The sequence below is a fragment of the uncultured Chloroflexus sp. genome (genome assembly GCF_937951745.1).
Classification (GTDB): Bacteria; Chloroflexota; Chloroflexia; order Chloroflexales; family Chloroflexaceae; genus Chloroflexus.
Window position 1 is genome coordinate 1 of the sequence record NZ_CALFBQ010000033.1, and the last position, 26,090, is coordinate 26,090.

Annotated in this window: 23 protein-coding genes; all 23 read left to right on the top strand. The window is 59.4% G+C overall.

From position 1 onward, the window contains the following. Window positions 1-1,473, top strand: a 1,473-nt coding sequence (locus Q1A59_RS08950; RefSeq protein ID WP_299644864.1) for a LamG-like jellyroll fold domain-containing protein, incomplete at its 5' end; no start/stop codon positions are given. A gap of 232 nt (window positions 1,474-1,705) precedes the next feature. Continuing rightward, a complete protein-coding gene (locus tag Q1A59_RS08955; protein ID WP_299644866.1) occupies window positions 1,706-2,599 on the top strand; it encodes a LamG domain-containing protein in 894 nt (297 codons plus the stop codon). Window positions 2,600-2,606: 7 nt separating this feature from the next. Next, window positions 2,607-2,930 (top strand): hypothetical protein, encoded by a 324-nt coding sequence (locus Q1A59_RS08960; RefSeq protein WP_298403768.1) that lies wholly within the window; start codon window positions 2,607-2,609, stop codon window positions 2,928-2,930. Continuing rightward, window positions 2,923-3,627: an SDR family NAD(P)-dependent oxidoreductase gene (locus Q1A59_RS08965; RefSeq protein ID WP_298403765.1), complete on the top strand. Its 705-nt coding sequence runs from the start codon at window positions 2,923-2,925 to the stop codon at window positions 3,625-3,627. The genes Q1A59_RS08960 and Q1A59_RS08965 overlap by 8 nt, the downstream gene beginning before the upstream one ends. A gap of 25 nt (window positions 3,628-3,652) precedes the next feature. Then, window positions 3,653-4,996, top strand: coding sequence for a fatty acid--CoA ligase family protein (locus Q1A59_RS08970; RefSeq protein ID WP_298403763.1), 1,344 nt, complete (start codon window positions 3,653-3,655; stop codon window positions 4,994-4,996). A gap of 13 nt (window positions 4,997-5,009) precedes the next feature. Continuing rightward, complete coding sequence (locus tag Q1A59_RS08975; protein WP_298403761.1) at window positions 5,010-6,467, top strand: polysaccharide deacetylase family protein; 1,458 nt, start codon at window positions 5,010-5,012, stop codon at window positions 6,465-6,467. Between the two features lie 288 nt (window positions 6,468-6,755). Next, window positions 6,756-7,715: a transferase gene (locus Q1A59_RS08980; protein WP_298403759.1), complete on the top strand. Its 960-nt coding sequence runs from the start codon at window positions 6,756-6,758 to the stop codon at window positions 7,713-7,715. Window positions 7,716-7,718: 3 nt separating this feature from the next. Continuing rightward, on the top strand, window positions 7,719-8,801 hold the full coding sequence (wecB, locus tag Q1A59_RS08985) for a non-hydrolyzing UDP-N-acetylglucosamine 2-epimerase (protein WP_298403757.1): 1,083 nt from the start codon (window positions 7,719-7,721) through the stop codon (window positions 8,799-8,801). A 170-nt stretch (window positions 8,802-8,971) separates the two neighbouring features. Continuing rightward, a complete protein-coding gene (locus Q1A59_RS08990; RefSeq protein ID WP_298403756.1) occupies window positions 8,972-9,703 on the top strand; it encodes a DapH/DapD/GlmU-related protein in 732 nt (243 codons plus the stop codon). A gap of 65 nt (window positions 9,704-9,768) precedes the next feature. Continuing rightward, on the top strand, window positions 9,769-11,004 hold the full coding sequence (locus Q1A59_RS08995) for a glycosyltransferase family 2 protein (RefSeq protein WP_298403754.1): 1,236 nt from the start codon (window positions 9,769-9,771) through the stop codon (window positions 11,002-11,004). 14 nt (window positions 11,005-11,018) lie between these two features. Next, window positions 11,019-11,552 (top strand): hypothetical protein, encoded by a 534-nt coding sequence (locus Q1A59_RS09000; protein ID WP_298403751.1) that lies wholly within the window; start codon window positions 11,019-11,021, stop codon window positions 11,550-11,552. Beyond that, entirely contained in the window at window positions 11,500-13,254 is a 1,755-nt protein-coding gene (locus Q1A59_RS09005) for a radical SAM protein (protein WP_298403748.1), read from the top strand. The genes Q1A59_RS09000 and Q1A59_RS09005 overlap by 53 nt, the downstream gene beginning before the upstream one ends. A gap of 207 nt (window positions 13,255-13,461) precedes the next feature. Continuing rightward, window positions 13,462-14,985 carry a glycosyltransferase family 39 protein gene (locus tag Q1A59_RS09010; protein WP_298403745.1) on the top strand — a complete coding sequence of 508 codons (1,524 nt, stop codon included), beginning with the start codon at window positions 13,462-13,464 and terminating at the stop codon, window positions 14,983-14,985. 18 nt (window positions 14,986-15,003) lie between these two features. Continuing rightward, entirely contained in the window at window positions 15,004-16,497 is a 1,494-nt protein-coding gene (locus Q1A59_RS09015) for a hypothetical protein (protein ID WP_299644873.1), read from the top strand. 4 nt (window positions 16,498-16,501) lie between these two features. Beyond that, window positions 16,502-17,734, top strand: a complete 1,233-nt coding sequence (locus Q1A59_RS09020) for a glycosyltransferase family 4 protein (RefSeq protein WP_298403739.1) — start codon at window positions 16,502-16,504, stop codon at window positions 17,732-17,734. Further along, window positions 17,731-18,951: a glycosyltransferase gene (locus Q1A59_RS09025; protein WP_298403734.1), complete on the top strand. Its 1,221-nt coding sequence runs from the start codon at window positions 17,731-17,733 to the stop codon at window positions 18,949-18,951. Before Q1A59_RS09020 ends, Q1A59_RS09025 begins: the two co-directional genes overlap by 4 nt. Window positions 18,952-19,094: 143 nt before the next feature. Further along, window positions 19,095-19,850 carry a glycosyltransferase family 2 protein gene (locus Q1A59_RS09030; RefSeq protein ID WP_298403732.1) on the top strand — a complete coding sequence of 252 codons (756 nt, stop codon included), beginning with the start codon at window positions 19,095-19,097 and terminating at the stop codon, window positions 19,848-19,850. 30 nt (window positions 19,851-19,880) lie between these two features. After that, window positions 19,881-20,339 carry an EamA family transporter gene (locus Q1A59_RS09035; protein WP_298403729.1) on the top strand — a complete coding sequence of 153 codons (459 nt, stop codon included), beginning with the start codon at window positions 19,881-19,883 and terminating at the stop codon, window positions 20,337-20,339. Between the two features lie 34 nt (window positions 20,340-20,373). Further along, window positions 20,374-20,976 carry an SIS domain-containing protein gene (locus tag Q1A59_RS09040; protein ID WP_298403727.1) on the top strand — a complete coding sequence of 201 codons (603 nt, stop codon included), beginning with the start codon at window positions 20,374-20,376 and terminating at the stop codon, window positions 20,974-20,976. Between the two features lie 2 nt (window positions 20,977-20,978). After that, a complete protein-coding gene (locus tag Q1A59_RS09045) occupies window positions 20,979-22,073 on the top strand; it encodes a DegT/DnrJ/EryC1/StrS aminotransferase family protein (RefSeq protein WP_298403724.1) in 1,095 nt (364 codons plus the stop codon). 93 nt (window positions 22,074-22,166) lie between these two features. Continuing rightward, window positions 22,167-23,513 (top strand): NAD(P)/FAD-dependent oxidoreductase, encoded by a 1,347-nt coding sequence (locus Q1A59_RS09050; protein ID WP_298403721.1) that lies wholly within the window; start codon window positions 22,167-22,169, stop codon window positions 23,511-23,513. An 8-nt stretch (window positions 23,514-23,521) separates the two neighbouring features. Next, the gene (locus Q1A59_RS09055; RefSeq protein WP_298403719.1) at window positions 23,522-25,000 is read left to right on the top strand and encodes a sugar transferase; all 1,479 of its coding nucleotides are present in this window, start codon (window positions 23,522-23,524) and stop codon (window positions 24,998-25,000) included. Window positions 25,001-25,029: 29 nt separating this feature from the next. Further along, a complete protein-coding gene (locus Q1A59_RS09060; RefSeq protein ID WP_298403717.1) occupies window positions 25,030-26,064 on the top strand; it encodes a Gfo/Idh/MocA family protein in 1,035 nt (344 codons plus the stop codon). Window positions 26,065-26,090: the final 26 nt, after the last annotated feature.

A 26,090-nucleotide genomic window follows, 5' to 3' on the forward strand; every position in this document is an offset into this window, starting at 1 on the left:
TTTGACGACAACAACGTCGGTGTGCCAATGGTGATCAAAGACGGCGCGATCTACCGGATGTGGTTCGAGGCTAACGGCTACGATACAGGTTACACGACTGGCTACCTCGTCTCAACTGATGGCCGCAACTGGACGCGCGCCGTACCGAACACGCCGGTGTGGAACGGTGCAATGGATACGATTAACGAAGGTTCGCCCGATGAAGTGTGGGCCGTGCGTGCGTTGAAAGAGGGGCCATCGTACCGGCTCTATTACACGACCAGCACGCGGCCTCATTCGCGTCGCTTCGCGCTGGCCGCTATGACTCCCGGCACACCGCTGAGCGTCAGCGTTGCGCAGACCGGTACCAGCTATACGCTGAACTTTACGACGGATGCGATTCCGGTAGGCGGAAGTGTGTTGATCACGCTGCCCCCGAGCGTCCCAACCAATGCCCTGAGCGCCGGCGCAGTGAGTGGCTTTGGCGGTGAGGCTAGCTTTGCGGTTGATCCCGCCGCCGTGACTGATGCACTCTCTGGCGGCGTTGCCCGTGGCGCATTGTTGTTGCGTCTCCCTACAGGAGCGCCAGCGGGGGCGAAGAGCATGACCTTTACCATCACCGGTCTCAGCACCGAGGTCAGTGCGCTGGTACAGGTGTTCAATGCGCGTGAAGTGATGGGATATGCGACTGTCACGTTAGCTGCCTCGACGGAGCCAACCGCAACCGCAACCAACGGCCCGTCGCCGACGCCGACCGCAACCGCAACCAACGGCCCTTCGCCGACGCCGACCGCAACGAATACGCCATCACCAACCGCGACGGCAACCAACACCCCCATGCCGAGCAGTAACTTCGCGCTCAGCTTCGTGAGCAACGACAGCGCACGCGGCACGGCGATCCCCGGCTTCAACGCCAGCCATACTCTCGAATTCTGGTTCCGCCCCAGCGCCACCGGTCAAACCGGCGTCATCGCCGCCAGCGATATTACTGGCAATGCCGGTTGGGCCTTGGAACTGGAGAATAACCGGGTGGTCTGGTGGGTCTTGCGCACCAATGGCCAATGGGTTGCGGTGTCTCACCCCACCACCCTGACAGCCAATAACTGGCATCACATCGCCGTCACCTACGATGCTGCCACCGGCACTGCCCGCGTCTTTGTCAACGGTGCACCCAGCACCACTGTCACCGTGGGGACAATAACCGCCGGCCCGGACTTTGTGCTCGGCGGTGTGCCCGGCTACGGCTTCATCACCGGCCAGTTCGATGAACTGCGCGTCTCGAACACGATTCGCTACCCGGCGGCCTTTACGCCACCCAGCGCCGCCTTCGCGACCGATGCCAATACACTGGCCTTGTTTAGCTTCGACGAAGGGAGCGGCCAAGTCACCACTGACCGTTCCGGCAACAATCGCACCGTGACCCTTGGCACGACCCCTAACGCTGATGCTGACGACCCCCTCTGGGTAACGTCAACTGCGCCAACAGCGCCGTAGAGGAGGGACATAAGGGATGCAGCTTCACTGCGGATACCAGCTCAACCAAGCTACATTCAAACTCACGTTGACGGGGCTGCTATTTATTACGATTTTATTTGACACGCCGAATCTGGTTAACCCCCTGCAAGCACAGGGAGGATCATCACTACGCTTCTATGGAAGTGGCGATACGGATGCTGATCGTGTTAAGATTCCGCTTGGTTTGATCGACAGCAGCGGACGTCTTACTATGTCGTATCCCGTCAATGTAAGCAGTGCGTTCACGATCGAGTTTTGGATGAAAGCCACTGCTGCCCACAACCCCGCCCCGGCCTGTCCCGGTGGTTGGTATACCGGCAACATCCTCATCGACCGAGATGTGTTTGGCGCTGGCGATTATGGCGATTATGGCGTCGCCATCTGCAATCAGCGGTTAGTGGTGGGGGTGAGTATCGGGAGCGATGAAGCCCTCTTGACCGGCGCTACGATTGTGACCGACGGGCAATGGCATCACATCGCGATTACCCGCGCTGAGAGCGGGCAGGTGCGCTTGTTTGTCAATGGCCAGCCTGACGGAGCTATCGCTGGCCCAGTCGGACGAATCGATTACCGGCTCAATCGCGCCACCGCGTACCCCACCAGCGACCCTTTCTTGGTACTGGGAGCCGAAAAGCACGACTACCCCGGCAGTCGGCATTACAACGGCTGGCTCGATGATCTCCGCATCTCGCGCGTCGTGCGCTACACCGACGCCTTTCTCCGTCCAACCGCGCCCCATCCGGTCGATGCGGATACTGTGGCCCTCTACCGATTTGATGAAGGTGCGAGAACGGTCATCACCGATAGCGCAACGGGTGGGATCAGCACTGGTGAACTCAAACCTCGTAATGGCAACCCGACCCAGCACTGGTCAACCGATACACCGTTTAGTGGTGGGATCACTCCTACATCCACCAGCACCCCCGTCCCCACCGCTACCCCGGTGCCCACCGCCACCGCTACCCCGGTGAGCACGCTCACGACAACACCAACCACTACACTAACAACAGTGATTGCGCCACCGGAAAACGATCAAAACATCCGTGTCTATATACCTCTGATCAGCCGTTTGCACCGCGTACAAGCATCGTCGACACAGGAGTAACCAGCGTATGACCAGCCTACCCGTTAGCCGAACAAACCTCGCCAATCTCGTCATCACAAGCTTGCGCGACGTGCTCGAACAGAGCGGACGCCCCTCGCCGGCAACGATTGACGAGAACACGCTCCTTTTCGGCAAGGGAGCACTGCTCGACTCTTTAGCACTCGTGACTATGGTGGTCGATCTTGAACAACGGCTCGAAGAAGAGCATGGGTTGACGTTGACGTTAGCCGATGATCGAGCGATGTCGCAGCGCAATAGCCCATTCCGCAGCGTTGGGGCATTGGTTGATTACCTCGAGCAATTGATCACCGAGGAGTACGGACGTGACTAAGCAGGAAGTGGTGCTGATTACCGGCAGCAGCCGTGGAATCGGGCGCTTTCTGGTTGAGCACTTTCTGCAACGCGGCGCCTTGGTTGAAGGATGTGCGCGTAGTGCAGTCGATTGGGAACTGCCCGGCTACACGCACCATCAAGTCGATGTCAGCAACGAAGGACAGGTCAAAGCGATGTTGAGCGCCATTCAGCGCCGGCATGGCCGGCTTGATATCGCGATCAACAATGCCGGGATTGCGGCAATGAACCACGCCCTGCTGACCCCGGGAGAAACGGCTAGTCGCATATTGAACATTAACGTGCTGGGCAGTTTTCTCGTTTGCCGAGAAGCGGCCAAACTGATGCGCCGGCGCAACTATGGCCGTATCGTCAACTTTAGCACCATCGCTGTGCCACTGCGGCTTGAGGGAGAGGCGCTCTACACCGCAGCGAAGAGCGCGGTCGAAATGCTGACGCGCGTTCTAGCGCGTGAATTTGCCCCCTTTGGGATCACGGTCAACGCGCTTGGGCCAACACCAATCGAGACCGATCTGATCCGGGGTGTGCCGCGCGAGAAGTTGCAGCATATCATTGACACGCTTGCGATCAGGCGCTTTGGCACCTTTGCCGACGTGGCCCATGTGATTGACTTTTTTACCAATCCGGCCAGTGATTATATCACCGGACAGGTGATCTATCTCGGCGGCGGCGGCTAATGCCGATTGTCGCATGGAGGCTGCTATGAGCATCGCATGGCTTCGTGAACGGATGGAACAGTGGGCCGATCACCCGGCCATTGTCTGGAATGACCATCCTTACCCATACCGTGACCTACTGACGCGCATGCAAGCGTGGCACACGGCGCTCGACCAACACGATGTCGGCCCCGGCCACGTCGTGACGATTGAAGGCGATTATTCGCCGAACGCAGTGAGTTTGCTCTTGACCCTGATCGAACGCAACACGATTGTGGTTCCGCTGACCCGTAGCGTTGCTGCGCAGCGCGACGAGTTTCTCGCTATCGCCGAAGTGCAGGTCGTGGTTAGTTTCGATGACAATGATCAGTGGCAGATCGAGCGCCGCACCGTTGCCGTGACCAATCCGCTCACCCGCCAGTTGATCGATCGCGGTCATCCGGGGTTGGTGCTCTTCTCGTCGGGTTCGACCGGCAAGAGCAAGGCAGCCCTGCACGATTTCATCCCGCTGTTAGAGAAGTTCCAAGTGCCGCGCCATCGCCGGGTGACACTGACCTTTTTGCTGCTCGACCACATCGGCGGGATCAATACGCTCTTCTACACGCTGGCCAACGGCGGCACGGTGGTAGCGGTGCAATCACGCGATCCCGATATCGTTTGCCGCGCTATCGAGACACACCGGGTGCAAACCCTACCAACCTCGCCAACCTTTCTCAATTTGTTGTTGATTTCGGAAGCCTACCGGCGCTATGATTTCTCGTCGCTTGAGCTGATCACCTACGGCACCGAGGTGATGCCAGAGAGCACCTTGCACCGGATTCACAACCTCTTCCCTAATGTGCAGCTCTTACAAACGTATGGCCTCTCAGAGCTTGGCATCTTGCGCTCGAAATCGCGCGACTCCAACTCGCTATGGGTCAAAGTCGGCGGCGAGGGCTTCGAGACCAAGATCGTCGATGGGGTGCTGTGGGTGCGGGCCAAATCGGCCATGCTCGGCTACCTTAACGCACCCAGCCCATTTGACGAAGAGGGTTGGATGAATACACAAGATGTGGTCGAAGTTGATGGCGAATACATCCGCATTTTGGGACGGCGGAGCGAAATCATCAACGTCGGCGGGCAGAAGGTCTACCCAGCAGAGGTAGAGAGCGTGCTGTTGCAGATGCCAAATGTGAAAGACGTGGCCGTAGTGGGTGAGAGCAATCCCATCACCGGCCAGATCGTCACTGCTCGCTTCAATCTGTTCGAGCCGGAAGACCCGAACGAGTTTAAGCGGCGGGTGCGTGCCTTCTGCCGCGAGCGGCTCGCGCCGTACAAGATTCCAGTCAAGATCATCATCACCGAGGACAAACAGCACAGCGCCCGGTTTAAGAAGATGCGGAAAGCGTAATCATACAACATCCATGATTCCAATTATCACGCTTGCCATTGACCCTGCGCTGGCGGCGCACCGCGCCGAGATCGGTTATATCTGGCGCACCCTGCTCACTGGAATGGGGTACGGTTGGTGTGAACAACCGTGGGACAGCGAGCGGGTAACGATTGCATACACCGCCGGGCAGGTCCAACCCCCACCGGCCCAGATCGTGATCCATGCGCGGCCCGAGCGGTGGGTCAACCCTGCCCAAGCGCGCCTGCTCGGCGCGAAACAGTGGAATGGGTATGATCTGCCGTTGCTGGCGGGTGATCAGGCTGACGCCCAACCTACGACCAGTGACAGCACGCTGCATATTCCCGATGACCCCATCTTTGCCGCGTTCTGGCTGCTCAGCGGTTACGAAGAGGAACAATACCCGACCGTTAAACACGGCTACCGCGACCTGACCGGCACGCCGATGCTCGAGCGTGGCCTGCTGCGCCGCGCATTGGCATCGGCGGTTGGTTGCTGGCTAGCCGATCTGCTCCGGCACTGCGGCTTGCCACCCGGCCTGCCGCGCTGGCCGAACGGCGCAGAACTAGCTGCTACCTGCGGCCACGATGTCGATTACCCGGAAGTGATACGCTGGCTCGAGCCGCTGCGCATCCTGCTGCGGCAGGGGAACGGCGGCCTCGGCGCGGCGATGGATATTATCAGCGGACGCCGCACGCACTGGCACTTTCGCTCGTGGATGGATCTCGAAGAGCGGATCGGGGCGCGCTCGGCGTTCTACTTCGTCGCCCGCCAAGGCTCGTTGTTGGAATACGCTACCGGCCTACCCGATCCCTTCTACGACGTGCAAGCGCCGCACTTTCGCACGCTGTTTCAAGAAATCAGCGCGGCAGGTTGGGAAATCGGGCTGCACGCGAGTTATCGCGCCTATACCGACCGCACGCTCTTTGCCGCCGAACGCGCCCGCCTTGCCGCAGCTAGCGGGCAACCGATCGACGGCAACCGCCACCACTACTGGCATCTCGACCCGCGCCAACCCGAACAGACCCTGCTGATGCATGAGCACGTCGGCTTTCGCTACGATGCCTCGCTGACCCACAACCGCTATCTTGGTTGGCGGCGCAGCAGCGTATGGCCCTTCTTCCCATGGCACCGTGGGTTACGCCGCGAGATTCGCACCCTGCAACTGCCTACCGGTTGGATGGATGACCATCTGTTTGGGCAGAAACAGTTTAATCCCGGTGATCGCCAGACCTTGCTCGCTGAGCTGCGCGAGACGGTGACCCGGCACGGCGGTTTACTGCTCGTTGACGTACATGATTATGTCTACGATGACCGGCTTTTTCCGGGATGGGCGGCAACCTACCGTGCGTTGTGGGAAGATCTGGCAGCGCGGGGAAGGGTCTGGTTCGCCACACCGGCAGCAATTGCCGAACATTGGCGGCAGCGCGCAGAGCAGATCGCGGCAGCGAGCGAGGGGTTAGGGCCGTGAACGCTCCAATGCAGGCGGAGCGCGAGCGGCGCGCCCGCCACCAGTGCGTACCAGCAACGGTTCCGCTCCAGCGGGAGATTGCTTCGGGAGCTGCACCACCGCGCCATGACAGACCAGCTCGGCATTGCGAGTCGAACGGAGGGGCAGCGCGGTGAAGCAATCCCCCGCGAGCGCGGGAGACAACCGCTCAGGTATACTTACCGCTCCAGCGGGAAATTGCTTCGGTCGGACAACCTCCCGCTGTGCGTGGTACCGCCGCTCCCTTGCAATGACATCTACGGTATCCTTATGAACCTGTATCGCACCATCATCTTCATCTTACTCTTCATCGCACCGCCAGCGACCAAGCCGGCGATCTTGCGCATCTGCTGCGGTGCACAGATCGGACGCGACGTTTCGATCGGCTGGTTCGCCACCGTCATGGGCCGGCATATCAGCATCGGCGACTACAGCGCTATCCGGGCGCTGACGGTGATCAACTGCGGCGGCGACATCAGCATTGGTCGCTATAGCATCATCAGCAGCTTCACGCTCGTGTACGGCGCTGATGGCTTACGCATCGGCGATCACAGCTACATCGGCCCGCAATCGCTGATCAACACCGAAGAAGAAGTCCGGATCGGTCACTGGAGCGCGCTCGGCGCGCGCTGTATGGTCTACACCCATGGTTCGTTCTTGCCGTACACTGAAGGCTACTGGGTACGATTCGCGCCGGTGGCGGTCGGCAACCGAGTCTGGTGCGCCGCCGGGGTCTTCCTCCATCCCGGCGCGACGGTCGGCGATAACAGTTTTGTGAACTCGCGCTCGGTGGTAAGTGGCGAGATTCCGCCCGACTCAATTGTGGAAGGCAACCCAGCGCGGGTGGTCAACGCGATGAGCCGCATGCAACGCGCCATCACTCCGCGCCGGCTCGACGCGATCGCTGAGCAGATGGTGCGCCACTTTGTGGCGCTAGCGGCTGCGCATGGCGATCTACGGGTGCTGGCCAAACAGCCCCACCTGCTCGTGCAGGCCGGACGGCAAACCTACCAGATCGCGATTGCGCCGGCAGCAAGTGACGTACCGGCAGTTGATCCCGCTCCCTCTACCATCTGGTTGATCTGCCGGCGCGACTGGCAGCCGTCGTCGGATCTATGGCTCGATTTGACCAATAACCGGCGCAGTCCACGCCATGCTGCGCCACTCGATGCGCTCTGCACCTTCTTGCAGCGATACTACGGCATTCAACTCGAATACGAAGCGAGGTAAGCTATGGCTCGTGTCCTCACCGTGCTCGGCACCCGACCTGAGATTATCAAACTCTCACCACTCATTCCACTACTGGAAGAGCGGTTCGAGCATATTTTGGTGCATTCTGGCCAGCACTATTCCTACGAAGTTGATGCTATCTTCTTCGAAGAGCTGAGTTTACCAGCGCCGCGTTACACCCTTGGCGTCGGTTCGGCCCAGCATGGTGAACAGACGGCGCGCATTCTGACCCGGCTCGAACCGATTTTGCTGCAAGAACGGCCCGATCTGGTGCTGGTGCAAGGCGACACCAACACGACCATGGCCGGCGCACTCTGCGCAGCGAAACTCGGCTTGCCGGTAGTACATCTGGAAGCGGGAGGACGGTCGTTCAACCGGGCTATGCCCGAAGAACTCAACCGGATCATTGTCGATCATATCGCCGAGGTTCTGCTGGCCGCCGATGAGATTGCCGCCAACAACCTGCGCGCTGAGGGGTTGCCGGAGGAGCGCATTCACGTGATCGGTTCGACCGCGATTGACGCAGCGCTGCTGCATCGTGAGCGGGCCAAACAGAGCGCGATCTTAACCCAATTGGAACTTCAGCCGGGTGAATACCTCGCGCTCACCCTGCACCGGGCCGAGAACACCGAACCGGCAGTGCTGCCCGGCATCGTGCGCGCGCTCAACGAACTCGCCGAAAGCTATCGGATCGTCTTCCCCGTACATCCGCGTACCGCCGCGGCGTTGGAACGGCAAGGGTTGCAGCTCTCGCCACGGATTCTGACCACACGCCCGCTTGGCTACCTCGACACGCTCTGCCTCGTGCAAGCGGCCCAAGCCCTGCTTACCGATTCAGGCGGGTTGCAAGAAGAGGCCGCCGTGCTCGGCACCCCCATCCTGCTGGTGCGCAACGAGACTGAATGGCGCTATCTGGTTGATGCAGGGGTTGCAGTGCTGATCGGCAACCGTTATGAGAGCATTCTTGCAGGAGCTGCGACGTGGCTCAGTCCCGCCGGACTCGCTCGCCTGCGCGCAGCGCGCTCGCCGATTGTCAGCGGAGCCGCCGAGCGGGCCGTGGCGATTATGGCCGCATACGCTCAGTAACTACTACGCTTGGCCGGCCCTTCCGAGCGACGTTGCAATGCAACGTCGCTCGGAGATTCCTTATTACGTTTTTGTCACGCTCACACCTACCGGTAGTTAGTTAAAGTTCAGACCTGCCAGTTATGCTGGCAACACCTAGAAAAAGATGTGTGGGTGGATGAGTACCAACCATGACCGATCGATTGCAGCTCTACCTCAACCGGCAAGCCAATTCTCTGCCACGGTACATTACCGAGCAGCTCATGCAAAGTTTGTTCGGTTGGATACCGAGCGTGATCGGGATTGGCATCCGCGCGATCGCCTACCGCGCCATGATGCACATGGACGGCATTGCTGCCATTGAAGACGGCGTGCGCATCCGCTTTGCCAGTAACGTGCGACTGGGGGCGGGAGTGTACCTCGATCACGGCGTCTACCTCCACGCTTGTCCGGGAGGCATCACCATCGGCGACGAAAGCATGGTGATGAAAAACGCCATTCTCCACGTTTACAACTTTCGCAATCTCCCCCATAGCCACATCACCATTGGCCAGCGATCGCTCATCGGCGAAAGCTGCATTCTGCGCGGTCAAGGCGGTATTACCATCGGCGATGATGTCTATTTGGGGACGCTCGTGCAAATACTGGCGGTCAATCACGTCTTTAGCGACACAACCCGCCCCATTAGCGCCCAAGGCATTACCGCACAGGGGATCAGCATCGGCGACGGCTCTTGGATCGGGAGCGGCGCTATCATTCTCGACGGTGTACGGATTGGGAAGAATGTCGTGATTGGTGCGGGCGCGGTAGTGACGAAAGACATTCCCGATTACTGCATTGCGGTGGGCAATCCCGCCCGTGTAGTGCGCAATCTGAGTACCGATCCGTTACCTATCGAACAATTGGCAATGCCAGTGTACTAAACGGCGAGGCGCACAACGGTGCGTCCGGTAGGGTTGCAACTGTGCAACCAAAGGGAGGGGGAAACATGACCACGCTTTCTGTTGTGATACCGGCCTACAATGAAGAGGACGGGATCGCAGCCATTATCGAACGAGTCTTGGCGATCCGGCCGGCATTGCAAGAGGTTGGCGTTGACGAACTTGAGTGCATTGTGGTTGACGATGGTTCGAAGGATCGCACCGCAGCAATTGTGCAGAGCTTTGGGGATCGGGTGCGGTTGATCCGGCAGCAGAATCGCGGCTATGGCGGCGCATTGAAAACCGGCTTCAGCCAAGCGCGCGGCGAGCTGATTGGCTTCCTCGATGCCGACAGCACCTACCCGCCCGAATACTTCCCGCAGATGTGCAAAATCGTGCTGGAAGGCGCCGACATCGTGATCGGCAGCCGCATGGCGGGTGCGCACAGCGAGATGCCGTTGGTGCGCCGGATCGGCAACACGATCTTCGCTACAATGCTCTCGCTAGTGGCTGGCGTGCGGATCAGCGACAGCGCCAGCGGCCAGCGCGTGTTGCGCCGCTCAATCTTGCCGGTCATCTACCCGCTGCCCAACACCCTCGATTTCACCCCTGCGATGAGCACCCGCGCCCTCCACGAAGGGCTACGGATGGTCGAAGTACCCATCCCGTACAAAGAACGGTCGGGTCGCAGCAAGCTCCACGTGATTCGCGACGGTCTGCGCTTTACTAAATCGATTGTCTGGACAGCATTGACCTATAACCCGGTGCGAATCTTTGGCGGAATCGGGCTAGCCTTGTTGGCATTAGCCTTGCTGATCACAGTGGGACAGAGCATCGGGATCGGACTAGGGCTATTGAGCGGCTGGTCGTTCCCGCAGCTCTTCGGCGCACTGGTACTCGCCGTCGCCGGTGTGACTCTCTACACCACCGGCACCTCGTTCAGCTATCTGGTCGCCCTCTTTCACAAGCGCGCCATCAGGCAAGGCTTGTTTGGCCGACGTGGCAACGGACGCCGGATCGAGCGCCATTACTGGTGGTTGGGATTACTGGCTATCTTTGGCGGAATTGTCACCTACATCGCCGCGGTCGCGTTTGACCTGACCAATCCGGCGCTAGCTAATTCGTGGTTCGCGCCTGTGCTGAGCGCGATGCTGGTATTGATGGGAGTGCAACTCGTCAGCGCATGGGGACTGGCGCGAGTCTTGGCCGAACTGAGCCGGCGCGAGAGCGAGCAAGTGGCCGATCTCAACTGGACATACACGCCGCTGACAACACCGGTCGAGCCGGCAGCGCAAACAGCCTAGCGCAAGGCAAGGATGTGGAGTCGTTTTACGTATGGAGTGAACAGAACCTCGGCCAGACTCACTATGTGATCGGCTATCTGATCATCTTAATCAGCCACAACTGGCCGATTATGGCTGCAATAGCAGCGGCGCTGTTCTTCAGCATCCAGCTCTACCAACAACCATCACGGGCCAATGCCGTCTGGCTATTTAGCGCGCTGCTCTTTGGGATGGGGTACGAATACGAAAAGCACGTGGCCGGCGAACTCCATCACGCGATCGATGTGCTGTTCGGCTTGGAAATCGTCCACTGGAACCGCCCACTGCACCTCATCGTCGGCCCATTGATCAATACGGGTTTCGTGCTGATAACTTTTCTGATCGTGTCTCACGGTCTATACCTTTCGTTCGGATCGTCTGTTATGAACGCATTCCGCCGCTTTTACCCTGCCCACATCGCTACGACAACCAGCGGCGCTACCGCATCACGTGATGCAGAACAACAAGAGGAGAACCATGAGCGAGCAGGAAACGACGCCAACTCAACGCAAACAAGCGCCGGGCGATAAACCGACCGGCATTAAGCTGGTCGCCCCGGCCCGACCCAACGAACGCGCCGGCGAGATCCGCTTTGTTGAAATGCCGCGCGAGAAGACGCCCCGGCTTGATGTGCTGGTGTTAAACCCGCCATCGCCCGACGGTGATCTCTTCTTGCGTGACATCGCCCGTGTTGGCCGGCGCACCCGCGACGGTATTATCTGGCCGCAAACCGCACTAGCCCAGATCGGCGCGGTGGTAAAAGAGGCCGGTTACACGGTCGAGGTGATCGATGCAATCGGCCTTATGATGGATTGGAAATCGTTCGAGAAATATATGTGGGAAAAGAAGCCGCGCTACATGATCATTCACGCGACGGCGCCCACCTTAACGAACGACATGCGGACGACGTTCATCGGTAAAGCGGTGGGTACCATCACGATGGCGATCGGCACCCACGTCACGCCGATGACCCGCGAGACGCTCGAATCGTACCCGACGCTCGACATCGTGGTGCGCGGGGAACCAGAGCTGACCATTGTCGATGTCATCCGCACGATTGACCGAGTGATTCAGCAAGAGCACGCCGACGAGACAGTGCCAGTCGGTAACCCTGATCTTACCGCACCATGGCGCAAATTGCCATTCCCTGACGCTTCGTACCTGACCACCCGCGGACGGTTTCTCGGTGTGCATCCCAAGATTATTGCCAAAGCCTTGCGCGAAACACTCGGCGTCGGCTACCGCGACGAGCACGGCGAGGTACGAATCAATCCTGACCGGCCATTTATTGAAGATCTTGACACCTTGCCTATCCCGTTGCACGACCAGTTGCCGTGGCAGCGCTACAAGGTACCGATTGTCGGCGGCCCCTACACCTTTGTGCTGACCAGCCGCGGCTGCCCAGCCGGATGCCGCTACTGCATCAAGCACGTGACGTATCAATCGAGCGTGCGCCACCGCAGCCCACACCACGTCTTGCAAGAGATGATTATGCTCAAAGAGATGGGCATGCATCACATCCACTTCGAGGCCGACCTGTTTACGGTCAAGAAGGAGTTTGTTTACGACCTCTGCCATACGATTATCAAAGAGGGCATCAAGTTGCGCTGGAGCTGCAACAGCCGGGTTGACTTTGTTGATGAGGATGAGTTGCGGTTAATGCGCAAGGCCGGCTGCTTTATGATCGCATGGGGTCTTGAGAGCGGCAGCGAAGAGGTGCTGAAGCGGGCACGTAAGGGCACCACCGTCAAGCGGATCGAAGAGACAATTACAGCCAGCCACCGGGCCGGGATCATGAACTGGGGCTATTTCATCATCGGCCTGCCGGGTGAGACGGTCGAAACGATTCAGCAGACGATCGCCCTCTCGAAGCGGTTGCCACTTGATATCGCCCTCTTCCATATCGCCACGCCCTACCCCGGCACGCCATTCTATTACGAAGCGGTAGCCAACGGCTGGATCAAAATGAACCAGTGGGAAGACTATGACATGTATTCCCACACGGTGTTGAACTACCCGCACCTCAGCTCGGCTGATCTGGAATACTGGGCCAAGCGGGCGGCACGCGAGTGGTCATTGCGGCCACGCCCAATCATGACCTTCCTTAAGGGCGCAGCCAACCCCGAGACGTGGGGCCAACTCTGGCAGATCGGCGTCAACCATCTGAAGTGGATCGGCGGCAGCGTGCGCAATGAGGGCCTGCGCCGCCTGAGTGGCAGCGGCACGATGTAGCTCTCAACCCCCGCCTCTCTCACGAAGTAAGGGCGGGATGATAACGCAACGGTATGTGCGGCATGCGCCGCAGCCCTCGTCCCTAGCCCCTCTCCCGCCTTGCGGGAGAGGGGAAATAGAGCACCGAAGCGCGCAGCGTTCTACCAACCACTACAGCCGCCAAGCCCAATTGCTGCCGGACACCACTGACGTTAGCAACGGGGAATTATGAATAAACCCATCGCCACCCAACCACGGAGTTCATTAACCACACTTATTCACAATGGCGAGCGCATTGCAGCGTTCATCTTAATCGCTCTCATCGTTATGCTCGCTTTGATTAACCTGCCCTACGCACCCCGCACGTGGTTCGATGAAGGATCGCACCTGCACGTGCCAGAGACGCTGGTGCGCTATGGCGTCTATGCCGACATCAGCAGCGAAGGGTTTCGTTACTTTGGGCCAACGATCGGGGTCGGGCCGACAGTGATGTTGCCGGTGGCGCTGGTCTTTGCGGTGGTGGGAGTCGATCTGCTGCCGGCGCGGCTAGTGATCGTAGCGTACCTCTTTGCCGCACTGCTGATCTTCTATCAATTGGCCCGCCGCTTGCATGGGGGGCGCTTAGCGCTGCTGACGATCTTGTTACTGCTCGCCTCACGCACCCGCGGCTTTGAAGGCATGGTCGAATATGGCCGGCAAGTGTTGGGCGAGGTGCCGGGACTAGCGTGGCTCGGTGCTGGTCTGCTGGCGTATACGGTAGCCATCTTTCAGCCGGCCCAACGCCGGCGCTATGCGCTACTCGCCGGGGTTGGCTTTGGCTTGGCCCTGATCACCAAAAACCAGTTTGCGTTGATCGTAGCGCCGGGTTTAGGATTGCTGGCCCTGCTCGACTGGCGTTACTTCCGGGTGGGTGACTGGTGGTTGCGCTTGGCGCCGCCCATCATTGCTGGCGGTATGTTTGCCGGCTGGTTATTGATCATGCTGGCCTTCCTCGGCCCGGCTGATTTCAGCGCCAATCTCGCCAAGACCCGGCAAGCAGCCGGCGGCGCTATCTTTGTGTTTGATCTGGAAGCGACCCTACGCGCAGGGCGTTATCTGGTGCAAGTGTATGGCGGTTTGCTCGTGCCGGCGCTGTTGTACAGCCTCTGGCGGTGCCGGCGTGGGGGTGCTGCTGCTTTCGCCGAACTAGCGCCAACCCTCTTGGCGGTGCTCTGGCTGGTTTGGTACCTTGTATCGCTCGGCTGGCCGCGCTACGCCTTCCCGGCGGTTGCCCTCGGCGCGCCGGCGGTGGCACGTATGATCGCTGACCTGATCGGTTGGTTCTGGCAACACCGGCAACCACTGCTGGCCGGAGTCGCCGGCGCGTATTTGGCGTTGGTGATCGGTTTCTCGCTGAGCCTGACTGCTCAGGTGGTGTTCACTCCCGATGACTCAGCTCACCGGATGGCAGCGTTCCTCAACCAGACCGTGCCTGCCGATCGCATCATCGAGACATGGGAACCAGAATTAGCTACTCTTACCGACCACACCTACCACTACGTGCCAACCGAACTCCTTGATCGGGCAGTGCGGCAGGCATGGTTGAACGGGCCGCCGGTGGCTTATGATGGCCTCGCTGCCCAGCCGCAATATGTGCTGACCGGGCCATTTAGCGCATATACCAGCATCTATTCCGTCGATGCTTTAGTGCGTGAGTACACCATCATCTATAGTGCCGGGCCGTACACCCTGTGGCAGCGACGGGAACAATAACTCGACGAAAGGATCGCTATGCGTCGTTTTTGGCTGATCGTCTTTCTGCTGTTGTGCAGTTATGCCTACGTCTTGCCGCGCTGGTCGGATTGGAACCAGAACTCGCGGTTAAATTTGGTGTTGGCGTTGGTTGACGATGGCACGCCAAAAATCGATCGCTACGTTGCAAATACCGGCGACTACGCGCTTTACAACGGCCATGCCTACACCGATAAACCGCCGGGTCTCTCATTTCTCGGTATCCCGATCTACGCTGCTATCCGGCCATTGCTTGACGCGCCACCAGTGCAAGCCCAATTCGAGCGGATCGGCAGTCGGTTTGAAGAGACGCTCAAGCCCGATGGCAGCGGCTTACAGGCTGACAAGATTCGGTTTGCGTTGGTGCAGTATCTGCTCACGCTAGTGGTAGTCGCGTGGCCGGCGGCGTTGTTTGGCGGCTTCTTCTTTCGGGTGCTGCAACGGCTCGGCGTAGCGCCAGCGCCGGCCAGTATCGGCGCACTAGGGTATGGTTTAGCTACCAGCGCCGCACCATACGCCGGCAACTTCTACGCTCACCAGTTGGTAGCAGTGCTCCTCTTTACCGCCTTCGCCTTCGCGTGGTCACCACCGGCGCGCTGGTCACCGTGGGCTAGCAGTGCGCTGGTTGGCCTGCTGCTTGGCTGGGCCGTGATCAGCGAATACCCGGCGGCGCCGGCAGCCACCATTATTGGGTTGTACGCGCTCTACCGGCGCGGTTGGCGCTGGCTGCCAGCGATGGCGGTGGGAGGAGTGTTGCCGGGAGCATTGTTGATCAGCTATGACCTTGCCGCCTTTGGCACGCCGTGGCCCATTGGCTACGCCTATTCCGCGCTTTGGCAAGAGCAGCACCACACTGGTTTTATGAGCCTCACGACCCCCCAGTGGGAGGCCATCTGGGGCTTGACATTCAGCGAGTTCCGCGGCCTCTTCTTCCGCGCACCATGGCTGCTGCTCGCATTGCCGGCCTATTGGATCGGCTGGCAACGGCGCGAGCAGCGGGCCGAGTGGTGGGTGCTAGTACTAGTACCACTAGCCTTTCTGCTCTTCTACGGGTCGTCGATTATGTGGTGGGGCGGATTTGCCGCCGGGCCGCGCTATATTGTGCCGCTGATCCCCTTCCTTGCCCTGCCAGCGGCGCTCTTGATCGGGCACTGCTGGGGCCGGATTGGGTGGCGCATTGGCGCCCTCGGCTTGCTCAGCGTCTCATGGATCCTCATTTGGATGGAGGCCACAGCAACCCAACTCTTCCCCAGCGACGCCATCCGGGCCACGTGGCGCGAGTATGTCATTCCAGCATGGCAACAGGGCGATATTGCCCGCAACGCCGGCATGGTCTTACAACTTGAGGGAGCGGCCAGCTTATTGCCGCTGATCGCCGTGTTGGTCGCCGGCATCATCCTCTTATTGCGCCCGCTCGAAGCGGCAGAGCGCGCGAGCGCGCGCCCAGCCGCTACTCCGCCCACCACACCCGTGGCGCCGCCTGCCCAGAGGTGAACTCATGCGTATTTTGATGCTGACACTGATCGCACCTTATCCGCCCGACAGCGGCCCCAAGATCAAGACCTACAACGTGTTGCAGTACCTATGTGAGCGACACGAGGTCACGCTAGTCTCGCTGGTGCGGAACGAGCAAGAGCGCGCGCATGCCGAATCGCTCCGCCGGATCTGCCGTGAAGTGTACACCGTGCCGTTCCAGCGTTCGCGCTGGAAAGATGCGCGCTTTTTGCTCAAGAGCGCCCTCACCGGTGAGTCGTTCATTCTCAGTCGCGACGCCTCGCCGGAACTGCACCAGTTGCTGCGCCAACTAACCGCGCGTGAGCATTTTGACATCATTCATGCCGACCAGCTCAATATGGCGTCGTTTGCGGTTGATTTACCGGGAGGGGCGCGGATCATCGACCAACACAATGCCGTGTGGACGATTGTCGCCCGCATGGCGGCCCGGTCTGATCTGATCCGACGAATCGGATTGCAGATCGAAGCTCGCCGGCTGCGGCGGGCCGAGGCGCGGTTGTGCGCGCGCTTTGATGGCATGCTGGTGGTAAGTGAACCAGATAATGCATTTCTCAAGCTCGCCGCCGCCGACGCTGGGGTCGAATTGCCGCCCACGGCGATCATTCCGATCGCGATTGATGCTCACAGCGAAGCGCCGGTGCAACGGCACAGCGCACCCAATACGATCCTCAGTATGGCGACGATGTTTTGGCCACCCAATGTCGATGGCGTGCTCTGGTTTGCCCGCGAAGTCTGGCCATTGGTACAACAAGCCGTGCCACAGGCGCGGGTCGCGTTGGTTGGTTCGCGCCCACCGGAGACGGTGCGCCAGTTAGCCGCCGATCCCGCGATTGAAGTGCCCGGCTACGTTGCCGATCCACGTCCATACCTCGAACGGACGGCAGCTTTGATCGTGCCGGTGCATGCCGGCGGCGGCATGCGGGTGAAGATCTTGGAAGCTTTAGCCCGTGGCCTGCCAATCGTCTCAACGACCATCGGGTACGAAGGGATTGACCTGACGCCGGGAGAGCACCTGCTAGTGGGTGACACGCCGCAGACGTTTGCCGAAGCGTTAATCCGGCTCCTGCGCGATCCGGAGCTAGGGCGACGATTAGCCGCGCAGGGGCGGCGCGTCGCCGAAGAGCGCTACGACTGGAGAGTAGTCTGCCCAGCTATCGATCACCTGTACGCCACTGCACTGCAACGAGTCAATTCTCTGCCAGCGGGTCAGCGATGATGAACATTTTGTTTGTTGCGCCCTACACCCCATCACCGATTCGCGTGCGTCCGTACCAATTCATCAGGCATTTAGCGCAGCGCGGGCATACGATCACGCTGGTGAGCGCCGCCGACAATGCGGCAGCGCTCACCGAACTGCGAACAATTTGCCGGCGGGTAGTCGCAGTGCCGGTGCGACGCACCGATCACCTGCTGGCCTACGCGCGCGCCGTACCGAGCGAACTGCCCCTGCAAGCGGCCCACTGCCTAACTCCCGCGATGGTCGCAGCGGTCACGCACGAAATCAAGCATGGTGAACATCACGTCATCCACATCGAACACCTCCGCGCGGCTGAGATCGTCCGCGTCGCCTTGCACCAATGCGGCGACGGCCCTCCTGCCGTGCTCGATGCCGTTGACAGTATCACCCTCTTATTCGAGCGCACACTGCGGCGCGGCGCCAACCTAAGCAGCCGGCTGCGCGCGCTGGCCGATCTGGCCCGCACCCGGCGTTACGAAGCCGCCTACCCGCACCGCTTCGCCGCAATCGCGGTGACCTCGCCCGAAGACCGCTGGGCATTGATGACACTCAACCGCGCCCTCGACCGTCCGGGAGGCAGCCCAATCATCGTCGCGCCGAACGGGGTCGATCTGACCTACTTTCAAGCCTATACCGGCCCGCGCCAACCGCACCATCTTGTCTTCACCGGCAAGATGAGCTACCACGCGAACGAGGCAGCCGCGCGCTACTTAATTGAAGAGATTATGCCGCGCGTATGGGCCAAACGGGCCGAAGTGACCGTCACCTTGGCCGGGGCCGAGCCGGGGCCGCGACTGCGCGGCTATGCCCGTGATCCGCGGATCACTGTGACCGGCGCCGTACCCGACCTACGCCCCTACCTCACCGAAGCCACACTGGCGGTCGCCCCCATCCGCTATGGCGTAGGGGTGCAGAATAAAGTGCTTGAAGCGATGGCCACCGCTACGCCCGTTATTACCACCCGACAAGCGACGGTTGCGCTCAGCGCGCAGCCCGGACACGATCTGGTGGTTGCTGAAGATGCCAACAACTTCGCCGATACCATCCTCACCTTGCTCGCCGATGATGAGCGTCGCGCTGCGATTGGGCAAGCGGGACGCATGTACGTCGAGCGCCATCACAACTGGCAGCAGAGTGTTAGCCGGCTGGAAGCCGTCTACGCTTCAGCCGGCACATCACTACCTTACCGCCAGTGATGAAGAAATCTTCATGTTTTCCACGCTAATCTTCAGAGCATCTTTAGCTCATACATCGATAATTTGACTGGCATTGGAGTAGCGCTTTCTATTCAACACCTTGCTCTCGCTCATCACCGGCGCCTGTTTACGAGGAGAAGGTCATGACCGGATACGACATATCGATTGTGATCCCCTGCTACAACGAAGCTGAAGGCATGGATGCAATGCACGAGCGGCTCACGCAGGCGTTGGCCACCCTCCGCGAGCGCGGACGGATTCAACTCGTGCTGGTCAATGATGGCAGCCGTGACGGCACTGGCGAATTGCTTGAGCAGACCTTTGGCGGCTGGCCCGATACAGTGATTGCGCATCACGCCACTAATCGCGGCTTAGGGGCCGCCTTGCGCACCGGCTTCGCACATGCCACGGGTGACGTGATTGTTACCTGCGATAGTGATGGCACCTACCCATTCAGCGAGATCCCGGCGCTGCTCAACCGGTTAACGCCCGATGTCGATCTGGTGACAGCGTCGCCGTATCACGCAGACGGCGGGATCGAGAACGTGCCAGCCTACCGGGTCTTCATCAGCAAATCTGCTTCGCTCTGTTATCGCGTGCTGGTCAATCCGCGCATCCACACCTACACCGCTCTCTTCCGCGCTTGCCGGCGTGAAGTCATCGAACGGGTCACCACGTATGCCGACGGATTTTTGATGGTGACTGAATGGTTGGTTGAAGCGATCCTCAGCGGTTATCGGGTCGCCGAATACCCAACCACGCTGCGGGTGCGGCAGTACGGGCAATCGAAAGCGCGGGTGTGGCAAATCACGAAAACCCACCTACGGTATATGGCCGGCATTCTGCGCCGCCGATTATGGGCGCAACCGCGAACCAAAGCGCTACCACGCAGCCACTAACCAATGGCTGCGAGATGATGGGAGAAACGCATGCAACAGGTGGAAGAACGCACGATTGCAACGACCGCACTAGCAGACGCCACAGAAACCGAGCAACCAACGCCACGAAAGGGCAAACTGGCTATGAGCACGATTATGCTGATTTTGATTGCCACTGCGCTAGGGGTGATCGGTCAGATGATGCTAAAGCAGGGGATGGGATCGATGGGGCCATTGGCGCTGACATTAGACACGACTCCCAGCATTGTTTGGCGAATCGTCACCTCGCCGATGGTGATTGGCGGTCTACTGATCTATGGCATCGGCACCTTCTTCTGGCTGATCACTCTCTCGCGAATCGAACTCAGCGTGGCCTACCCGTTCGTGAGTCTCAACCATATCATCATCTTCCTATTGGCATGGCTTGTGTTGCACGAACAGGTGAACCCGCTGCGCGCCGCCGGCGTGATAGTGATCTGCGCCGGTATGTTGATGGTTGCGCGCTCCTAGCTATCGTTCACATCACCGTATTGGGGGGAGGATCATGAACACACTCACGTCATACTTTGACCAAATTCGCCAGACGCTTGAGCAGTTGCCGCAGGCGTCGCTGCAACAGGTGGCTGATGCGCTGTGGGCAGCGTATAAACGCGATGCCACCATCTTTGTGTGCGGGAATGGCGGTAGCGCCGCGACTGCCTCGCATTTTGTCTGCGATTTGGCGAAGTGGACGATCAAACCATCAGTGCGCCGGGTGCGCGCGATCGCCCTCACCGACAATGTACCGCTCATTACCGCATGGTCGAACGATCAAAGCTATGCCGATGTCTTCGTCGAGCAATTAAAGGCGCTCTATCGCGATGGCGATATCATCGTCGCCATTTCGGGCAGCGGCAATTCGCCGAACGTGGTGCGCGCCATCGAGTGGGGTAATGTAGTTGGCGCTGTCACCATTGGCCTGACCGGCTTCAACGGCGGACGCCTGCACCAGATTGCGCAGATCGGTCTGCACATCAATAACCACGTGATGCCGCAAGTAGAAGATATTCACAGCACTATCTGCCACGCGCTAGCGGTCAACTTGGGCCAGCAGATTGAACTGTCGCTCCAGCCGGCAATCTTGCAGACAGTTGAAGTAGGAGGTTAGCGATGATCCCGGTTGCCCGTCCTCTGATTGGGCGCGAAGAAGAAGAGGCCGTCCTCGCCGTGTTGCGGTCGGGTATGATCGCGCAAGGGCCGGAAGTGGAGCGATTCGAGACCGAATTTGCCGCGTTATGCGGCACGCGCCATGCCGTTGCCGTGATGAACGGCACCGTCGCGCTGTACCTCGCGCTCTTGGCCCACAATATCGGGCCGGGTGATGAAGTGATCACGACACCATTCAGCTTCATCGCCACCGGCAACAGCATCCTGATGGCTGGCGCGACACCAGTGTTCGTTGATATCGATCCGCACACCTACAACATCAATCCCGATCTGATCCCCGCTGCGATCACCTCGCGGACGCGGGCGATTATGCCAGTGCATCTCTACGGGCAACCGGCTGATATGGCGCCGATAATGGAGTTAGCGCAGCGGTACCATCTGGCCGTGATCGAAGATGCCGCGCAAGCCATCGGCGCTACTTACCGCGGCAAACCAGTCGGCAGCTTTGGGGTTGGCTGTTTCTCGCTCTACGCCACGAAAAACGTGACTAGTGGTGAAGGCGGCATGATCACGACTAACGATCCGGCCATTGCCGAGCGGTTACGGTTGCTGCGCAACCATGGCAGCCGGGTGCGCTACTACCACGAACTGCTTGGTTATAACTTCCGGATGACCGACTTGCAGGCTGCGATTGGCCGGGCGCAATTGGCCAAGTGCGATCGCTTCAATTCAAAACGAATCGCGAACGCCGCGTTTCTAAGCGAACAGATTCGCCACTCCGCCGTGATTACGCCCTTTGTCCAGCCTGATGTGCGGCACGTCTTCCACCAGTACACCATCCGGGTATTAGGTGATCGCGACGCAGCGATCAAGCAATTGAATGCAGCCGGCGTCGGCACGGCCATCTTCTACCCGCTGCCGATCCCGCAACAACCGCTGTACCGCAAGTTGGGCATTGAAGCCGAAACCCCAGTAGCTGATCGGGTGGCGCGTGAAATTATCGCTTTGCCGGTGCATCCGGCATTGAGCGACGACGAGCTACACCAGATCGCAGCAGCGGTCAATGCATTGACTGTGAGCGATCCGGTGACTGCCTAGCGACGTTGTAAAACCAATACCTGCGATGACCGGCCTTGCCGCTGCTAGCGGCGGGAAATGGGCAACGGGGGTCAAGAAAGGGAGATGCAATCAATGGTCGATATTATCGGCGGCGGCATTCTCGGGCTAAGCCTTGCGTATGAGCTGCTCAAGCGCGGCACACCGGTACGGGTGTGGGAGCGCGCCAGCACGCTTGGCGGGCTCATGGGCCGCACGCGCTTTCCTGAGCTTGGCGGGATGGAGTGCGATCGCTACTATCACGCGATCCTCAGCAGTGATCGCACCCTGATGAACCTGTTTGATGAGCTTGGACTGCGCAGCCGCTTGCGCTATACCGCGACCAAGATGGGCTTTTACCACAACGGCAACATCTACCCGATGTCAACGCCGTTGGAGTTTCTGCGCTTTCCGCCACTGCGTATGATCGATCGTCTGCGCCTCGCTTACACCATTCTTGCCTGCCGCCAGATCAAAGACTGGCGCCGTCTCGAACAACTCCCGGTCGCCGAGTGGCTCACCCGTCTCAGTGGTGAACGCACGGTGCGTCATGTGTGGGCGCCACTGCTACGAGCCAAGTTCGACGGCGATTTTAGCCAAGTGCCGGCCACCTACATCTGGTCACGGCTAGTGCGCACGACCGATACCCGCACCAAAGGCGGCAGCCAAGAGTTGATGTGCTACCTGCCCAATGGCTATCAAGAATTGATTGATGCGCTGGCGGCGGCTATCCGGCAGCGCGGCGGCCAGATCGAACTGAACGCGACAATCGACACGATCAAAGTTGAGGATGGGCGCGTCAGCGGGCTGGTTGTCAATGGTCACGAAATCTCAGCCGACCATGTGGTGATTACGGCCCAAACCCCAATCGCCCGCCGGTTGTTGCCGCCGGAAGCGGCAGCCGTATCAGCACGGTGGGGCCAACTCGACGGCTTTTTGGGCATTGTTTGCATGCTGGTCGTGCTGCGCCGCCGGCTGACGCCCTACTACACACTCAATATCACCGACGAGCGCATTCCGTTCACCGGCGTCATCGAGACGACCAACTTGATCGATCCGCAGTACGTGGGCGGGTATCATCTCGTCTACCTGCCGAAATACGTCGCCGCCGACAGCCGGTTTGCCCGTATGCCTGATGATGAGTTGCGTCACGTCTTCCTTGGCTATCTGCGGCAGATGTTCCCCGATCTGCGCGACGATGAGATCGCTGCGATCCGGATCGGGCGGGAACGGTATGTGGAGCCAATCCACCCCATTGGCGCAACCGACTTGATCCCGCCGATCACCACTGACATTCACGGTCTTTTCCTTGCCAATACCGGCCAAATCTACCCGCAACTCACCAACGGCGAATCGGTTTGCGCCTTTGCGCGCTCGGTAGCAGGACAGATTCAGCCGATCGTTACCCAGCATCCATCGGCAGCCGCTTTATCACTTGCCTGAGGTGACGTATGAGCCTGACCAGTGTTGAGCTAACCAAAGTAGCTGCTACTCATTCCGACCGCGAGGCGATCTCGTACCGGAAGCTGGCTCTGATCGGCACGCTGATGGTAGGCGACGCAGCGGTGATTACCTTGAGCTTCCTACTCGCGTATGCGGTGCGCTTTTTCACCAACTTGCCCATCTTCGCCGAAGGCGCAATGCAACCAGAGTTTTATAGTCTCTTGATTGCAATGCTGGTGCCCGGCTGGATCGCGCTCTTTGCGATGCATGGACTGTACCAGCACACGGCGCTGTTCAACGGCACCCACGAATACAATCAGGTCTTCAATGCCGCCAGTAAGGGGATGTTGTTGGTCGTCATACTTACCTTCTTCTTGCCGGATATCGTCGTGGCTCGCGGCTGGCTGGTGATGAGCTGGATCCTCTCGTTTAGCTTAACGATCGCGTGGCGGTTCGGCTTTCGCCGCATCGTGTACTGGTTGCGGCGGCGTGGCCATTTGCTTGAGCGCGTATTGTTGGTCGGCGCTACTGAAGAGGGCCGGGCCATTGCCGAGCAGTTGCTGGCCGAACAACGGGCTGGCGCGCAGATTGTGGGCTTTATTGATGACCGGTTGCCGGTGGGAAGCGACGTGATCGCTGGCAAGGCGCGGATATTGGGGACAACACGTGATTTTGTGCAACTGGTCAAAGAACAAAACGTTGAGACGATTATTATTGCCGATACCAACTTGATCCGCGAACACCTGATCAACCTCAACGGCGCCATGGATCTGCTGAACCAACTCGAAGTGCGGCTAGCGCCGGGGCTGTTTGACCTGCTTACGATTGGCGTGCAGGTACGCGAGCAAGGGGCAGTACCGCTGTTAAGCCTCAACAAGACGCGCATTACCGGCTTGCATGCAATTGGCAAGACGATCATCGACCGGGTAGGAGCGCTGGTTGGCCTCATCTTGCTCGCACCGCTGTTTCTGATCGTTGCAATCGCGATTAAGCTTGATAGTCCCGGCCCGATCTTCCACCGCCGGCGCGTGATCGGAGTCGGCTACCGCGAGTTCGATGCGTTCAAGTTCCGCACAATGTACGTTGACGGCGACCAGCGCCTCACGCCGGAACAGCGGGAAGCATTACAAACCCACGGTAAGCTGAAGGACGATCCCCGGATTACGCCGATCGGTCGCTTTTTGCGCCGCACGAGCATCGATGAACTCCCACAACTCTTCAATGTGTTGCTGGGTCAGATGAGCTTGGTTGGGCCACGCATGATCACCACCAGCGAAATGCACCATTTTGGGCGCTGGCAGCATAACTTGTTGACTGTGCGACCGGGCTTAACTGGGTTGTGGCAGATCAGTGGGCGGAGCAATCTCGGTTATGAGCATCGCGTCCGGCTCGATATGCACTATATCCGCAACTATTCGATCTGGTTAGACCTGTTGATTATCTATCGCACTATCCCGGCGCTCTTGAAGGGTGAAGGAGCGTATTGATTATACGTCATAGGACGGGGAGGGGAGCAATGGAACAACGGACATTACGGGCAGCGGTGATCGGAGTCGGCAGTATGGGGCGCAACCATGCGCGCGTCTACGCGAGCCTACCGGGGGTCGAACTGGTAGCGGTCTGCGACACCAATATCGCCGCTGCGAACAGTCTGGCCAGCATCTACCGCTGTCACGTGTACACCGATTACCACGATATGTTGAGTAGCGAAGATCTCGATCTCGTGTCAGTAGTGGTGCCAACCAAATACCACTTTGCGGTGGCGAGCGCAGTGATTAGTCATGGTGTGCATGTGCTGATTGAGAAACCGATTGCTGCGACCGTCGAGCAGGGTTGGATGCTGATCGAGGCAGCGCAGCGGCAAGGCGTGATCCTCACCGTTGGTCACATCGAGCGATTTAACCCGGCGATCATCGCGCTGAAAGAGCAATTGAACAACCACGAGTTAGGCAATCTGTTCCAGATTATGTCACGCCGAGTCGGCCCCTTTCCAGCCCGGATTATGGATGTCGGCGTCGTGGTTGATCTCGCAACGCACGAGATCGATATTCTCAACTACCTGATCGGCTCGCCGATCATGCGGATGCATGTCGAGTTGCACCGCCACTTACATCAGAGCCATGAAGACATGCTCTCGGCGCTGCTGCGGTTTGAAAATGGTATGATCGGTGTGCTCGACATTAACTGGCTGACGCCAACCAAAATCCGCGAACTGAGCGTCATCGGCGAGCGGGGGATGTTCGTCGCCAACTACCTTACCCAAGACCTGACCTTCTACGAGAACGATTCGTGCCAAGGGCGGGCGTGGCCGGAATTGGCGTTGATTGGAGTCAGTGAGGGACGTAGTATCCGGCTGAAGGTGCCGCGACGCGAACCGCTGTATGAAGAGCTGCGCAGCTTCTGCGCAGCAGTGCGAAACGGCACCGAGCCGGCTATCAGCGGTGAGGCAGGTGTGGCGGCGCTGGCAATTGCCAATCAGATCGTCGAGGTTGGCTTGCGCGAACAACCGGCGGCAGGACTGATCGAGCGGGCGTTGGCCGTAGGGATATAGGGCGGGTCTGGTACGGGCGGGTTTCC

Coding starts and splice junctions, on each gene's coding strand:
- Q1A59_RS09015 (WP_299644873.1), top strand. CDS start 15,004: ATGCGTCGTTTTTGGCTGATCGTCTTTCTGCTGTTGTGCAGTTATGCC.
- Q1A59_RS09020 (WP_298403739.1), top strand. CDS start 16,502: ATGCGTATTTTGATGCTGACACTGATCGCACCTTATCCGCCCGACAGC.
- wecB (WP_298403757.1), top strand. CDS start 7,719: ATGGCTCGTGTCCTCACCGTGCTCGGCACCCGACCTGAGATTATCAAA.
- Q1A59_RS08990 (WP_298403756.1), top strand. CDS start 8,972: ATGACCGATCGATTGCAGCTCTACCTCAACCGGCAAGCCAATTCTCTG.
- Q1A59_RS08970 (WP_298403763.1), top strand. CDS start 3,653: ATGAGCATCGCATGGCTTCGTGAACGGATGGAACAGTGGGCCGATCAC.
- Q1A59_RS09045 (WP_298403724.1), top strand. CDS start 20,979: ATGATCCCGGTTGCCCGTCCTCTGATTGGGCGCGAAGAAGAAGAGGCC.
- Q1A59_RS09025 (WP_298403734.1), top strand. CDS start 17,731: ATGATGAACATTTTGTTTGTTGCGCCCTACACCCCATCACCGATTCGC.
- Q1A59_RS09040 (WP_298403727.1), top strand. CDS start 20,374: ATGAACACACTCACGTCATACTTTGACCAAATTCGCCAGACGCTTGAG.
- Q1A59_RS08955 (WP_299644866.1), top strand. CDS start 1,706: ATGTCGTATCCCGTCAATGTAAGCAGTGCGTTCACGATCGAGTTTTGG.
- Q1A59_RS08980 (WP_298403759.1), top strand. CDS start 6,756: ATGAACCTGTATCGCACCATCATCTTCATCTTACTCTTCATCGCACCG.
- Q1A59_RS09050 (WP_298403721.1), top strand. CDS start 22,167: ATGGTCGATATTATCGGCGGCGGCATTCTCGGGCTAAGCCTTGCGTAT.
- Q1A59_RS09060 (WP_298403717.1), top strand. CDS start 25,030: ATGGAACAACGGACATTACGGGCAGCGGTGATCGGAGTCGGCAGTATG.
- Q1A59_RS09035 (WP_298403729.1), top strand. CDS start 19,881: ATGCAACAGGTGGAAGAACGCACGATTGCAACGACCGCACTAGCAGAC.
- Q1A59_RS08975 (WP_298403761.1), top strand. CDS start 5,010: ATGATTCCAATTATCACGCTTGCCATTGACCCTGCGCTGGCGGCGCAC.
- Q1A59_RS09055 (WP_298403719.1), top strand. CDS start 23,522: ATGAGCCTGACCAGTGTTGAGCTAACCAAAGTAGCTGCTACTCATTCC.
- Q1A59_RS09005 (WP_298403748.1), top strand. CDS start 11,500: ATGAGCGAGCAGGAAACGACGCCAACTCAACGCAAACAAGCGCCGGGC.
- Q1A59_RS08995 (WP_298403754.1), top strand. CDS start 9,769: ATGACCACGCTTTCTGTTGTGATACCGGCCTACAATGAAGAGGACGGG.
- Q1A59_RS08960 (WP_298403768.1), top strand. CDS start 2,607: ATGACCAGCCTACCCGTTAGCCGAACAAACCTCGCCAATCTCGTCATC.
- Q1A59_RS09010 (WP_298403745.1), top strand. CDS start 13,462: ATGAATAAACCCATCGCCACCCAACCACGGAGTTCATTAACCACACTT.
- Q1A59_RS09030 (WP_298403732.1), top strand. CDS start 19,095: ATGACCGGATACGACATATCGATTGTGATCCCCTGCTACAACGAAGCT.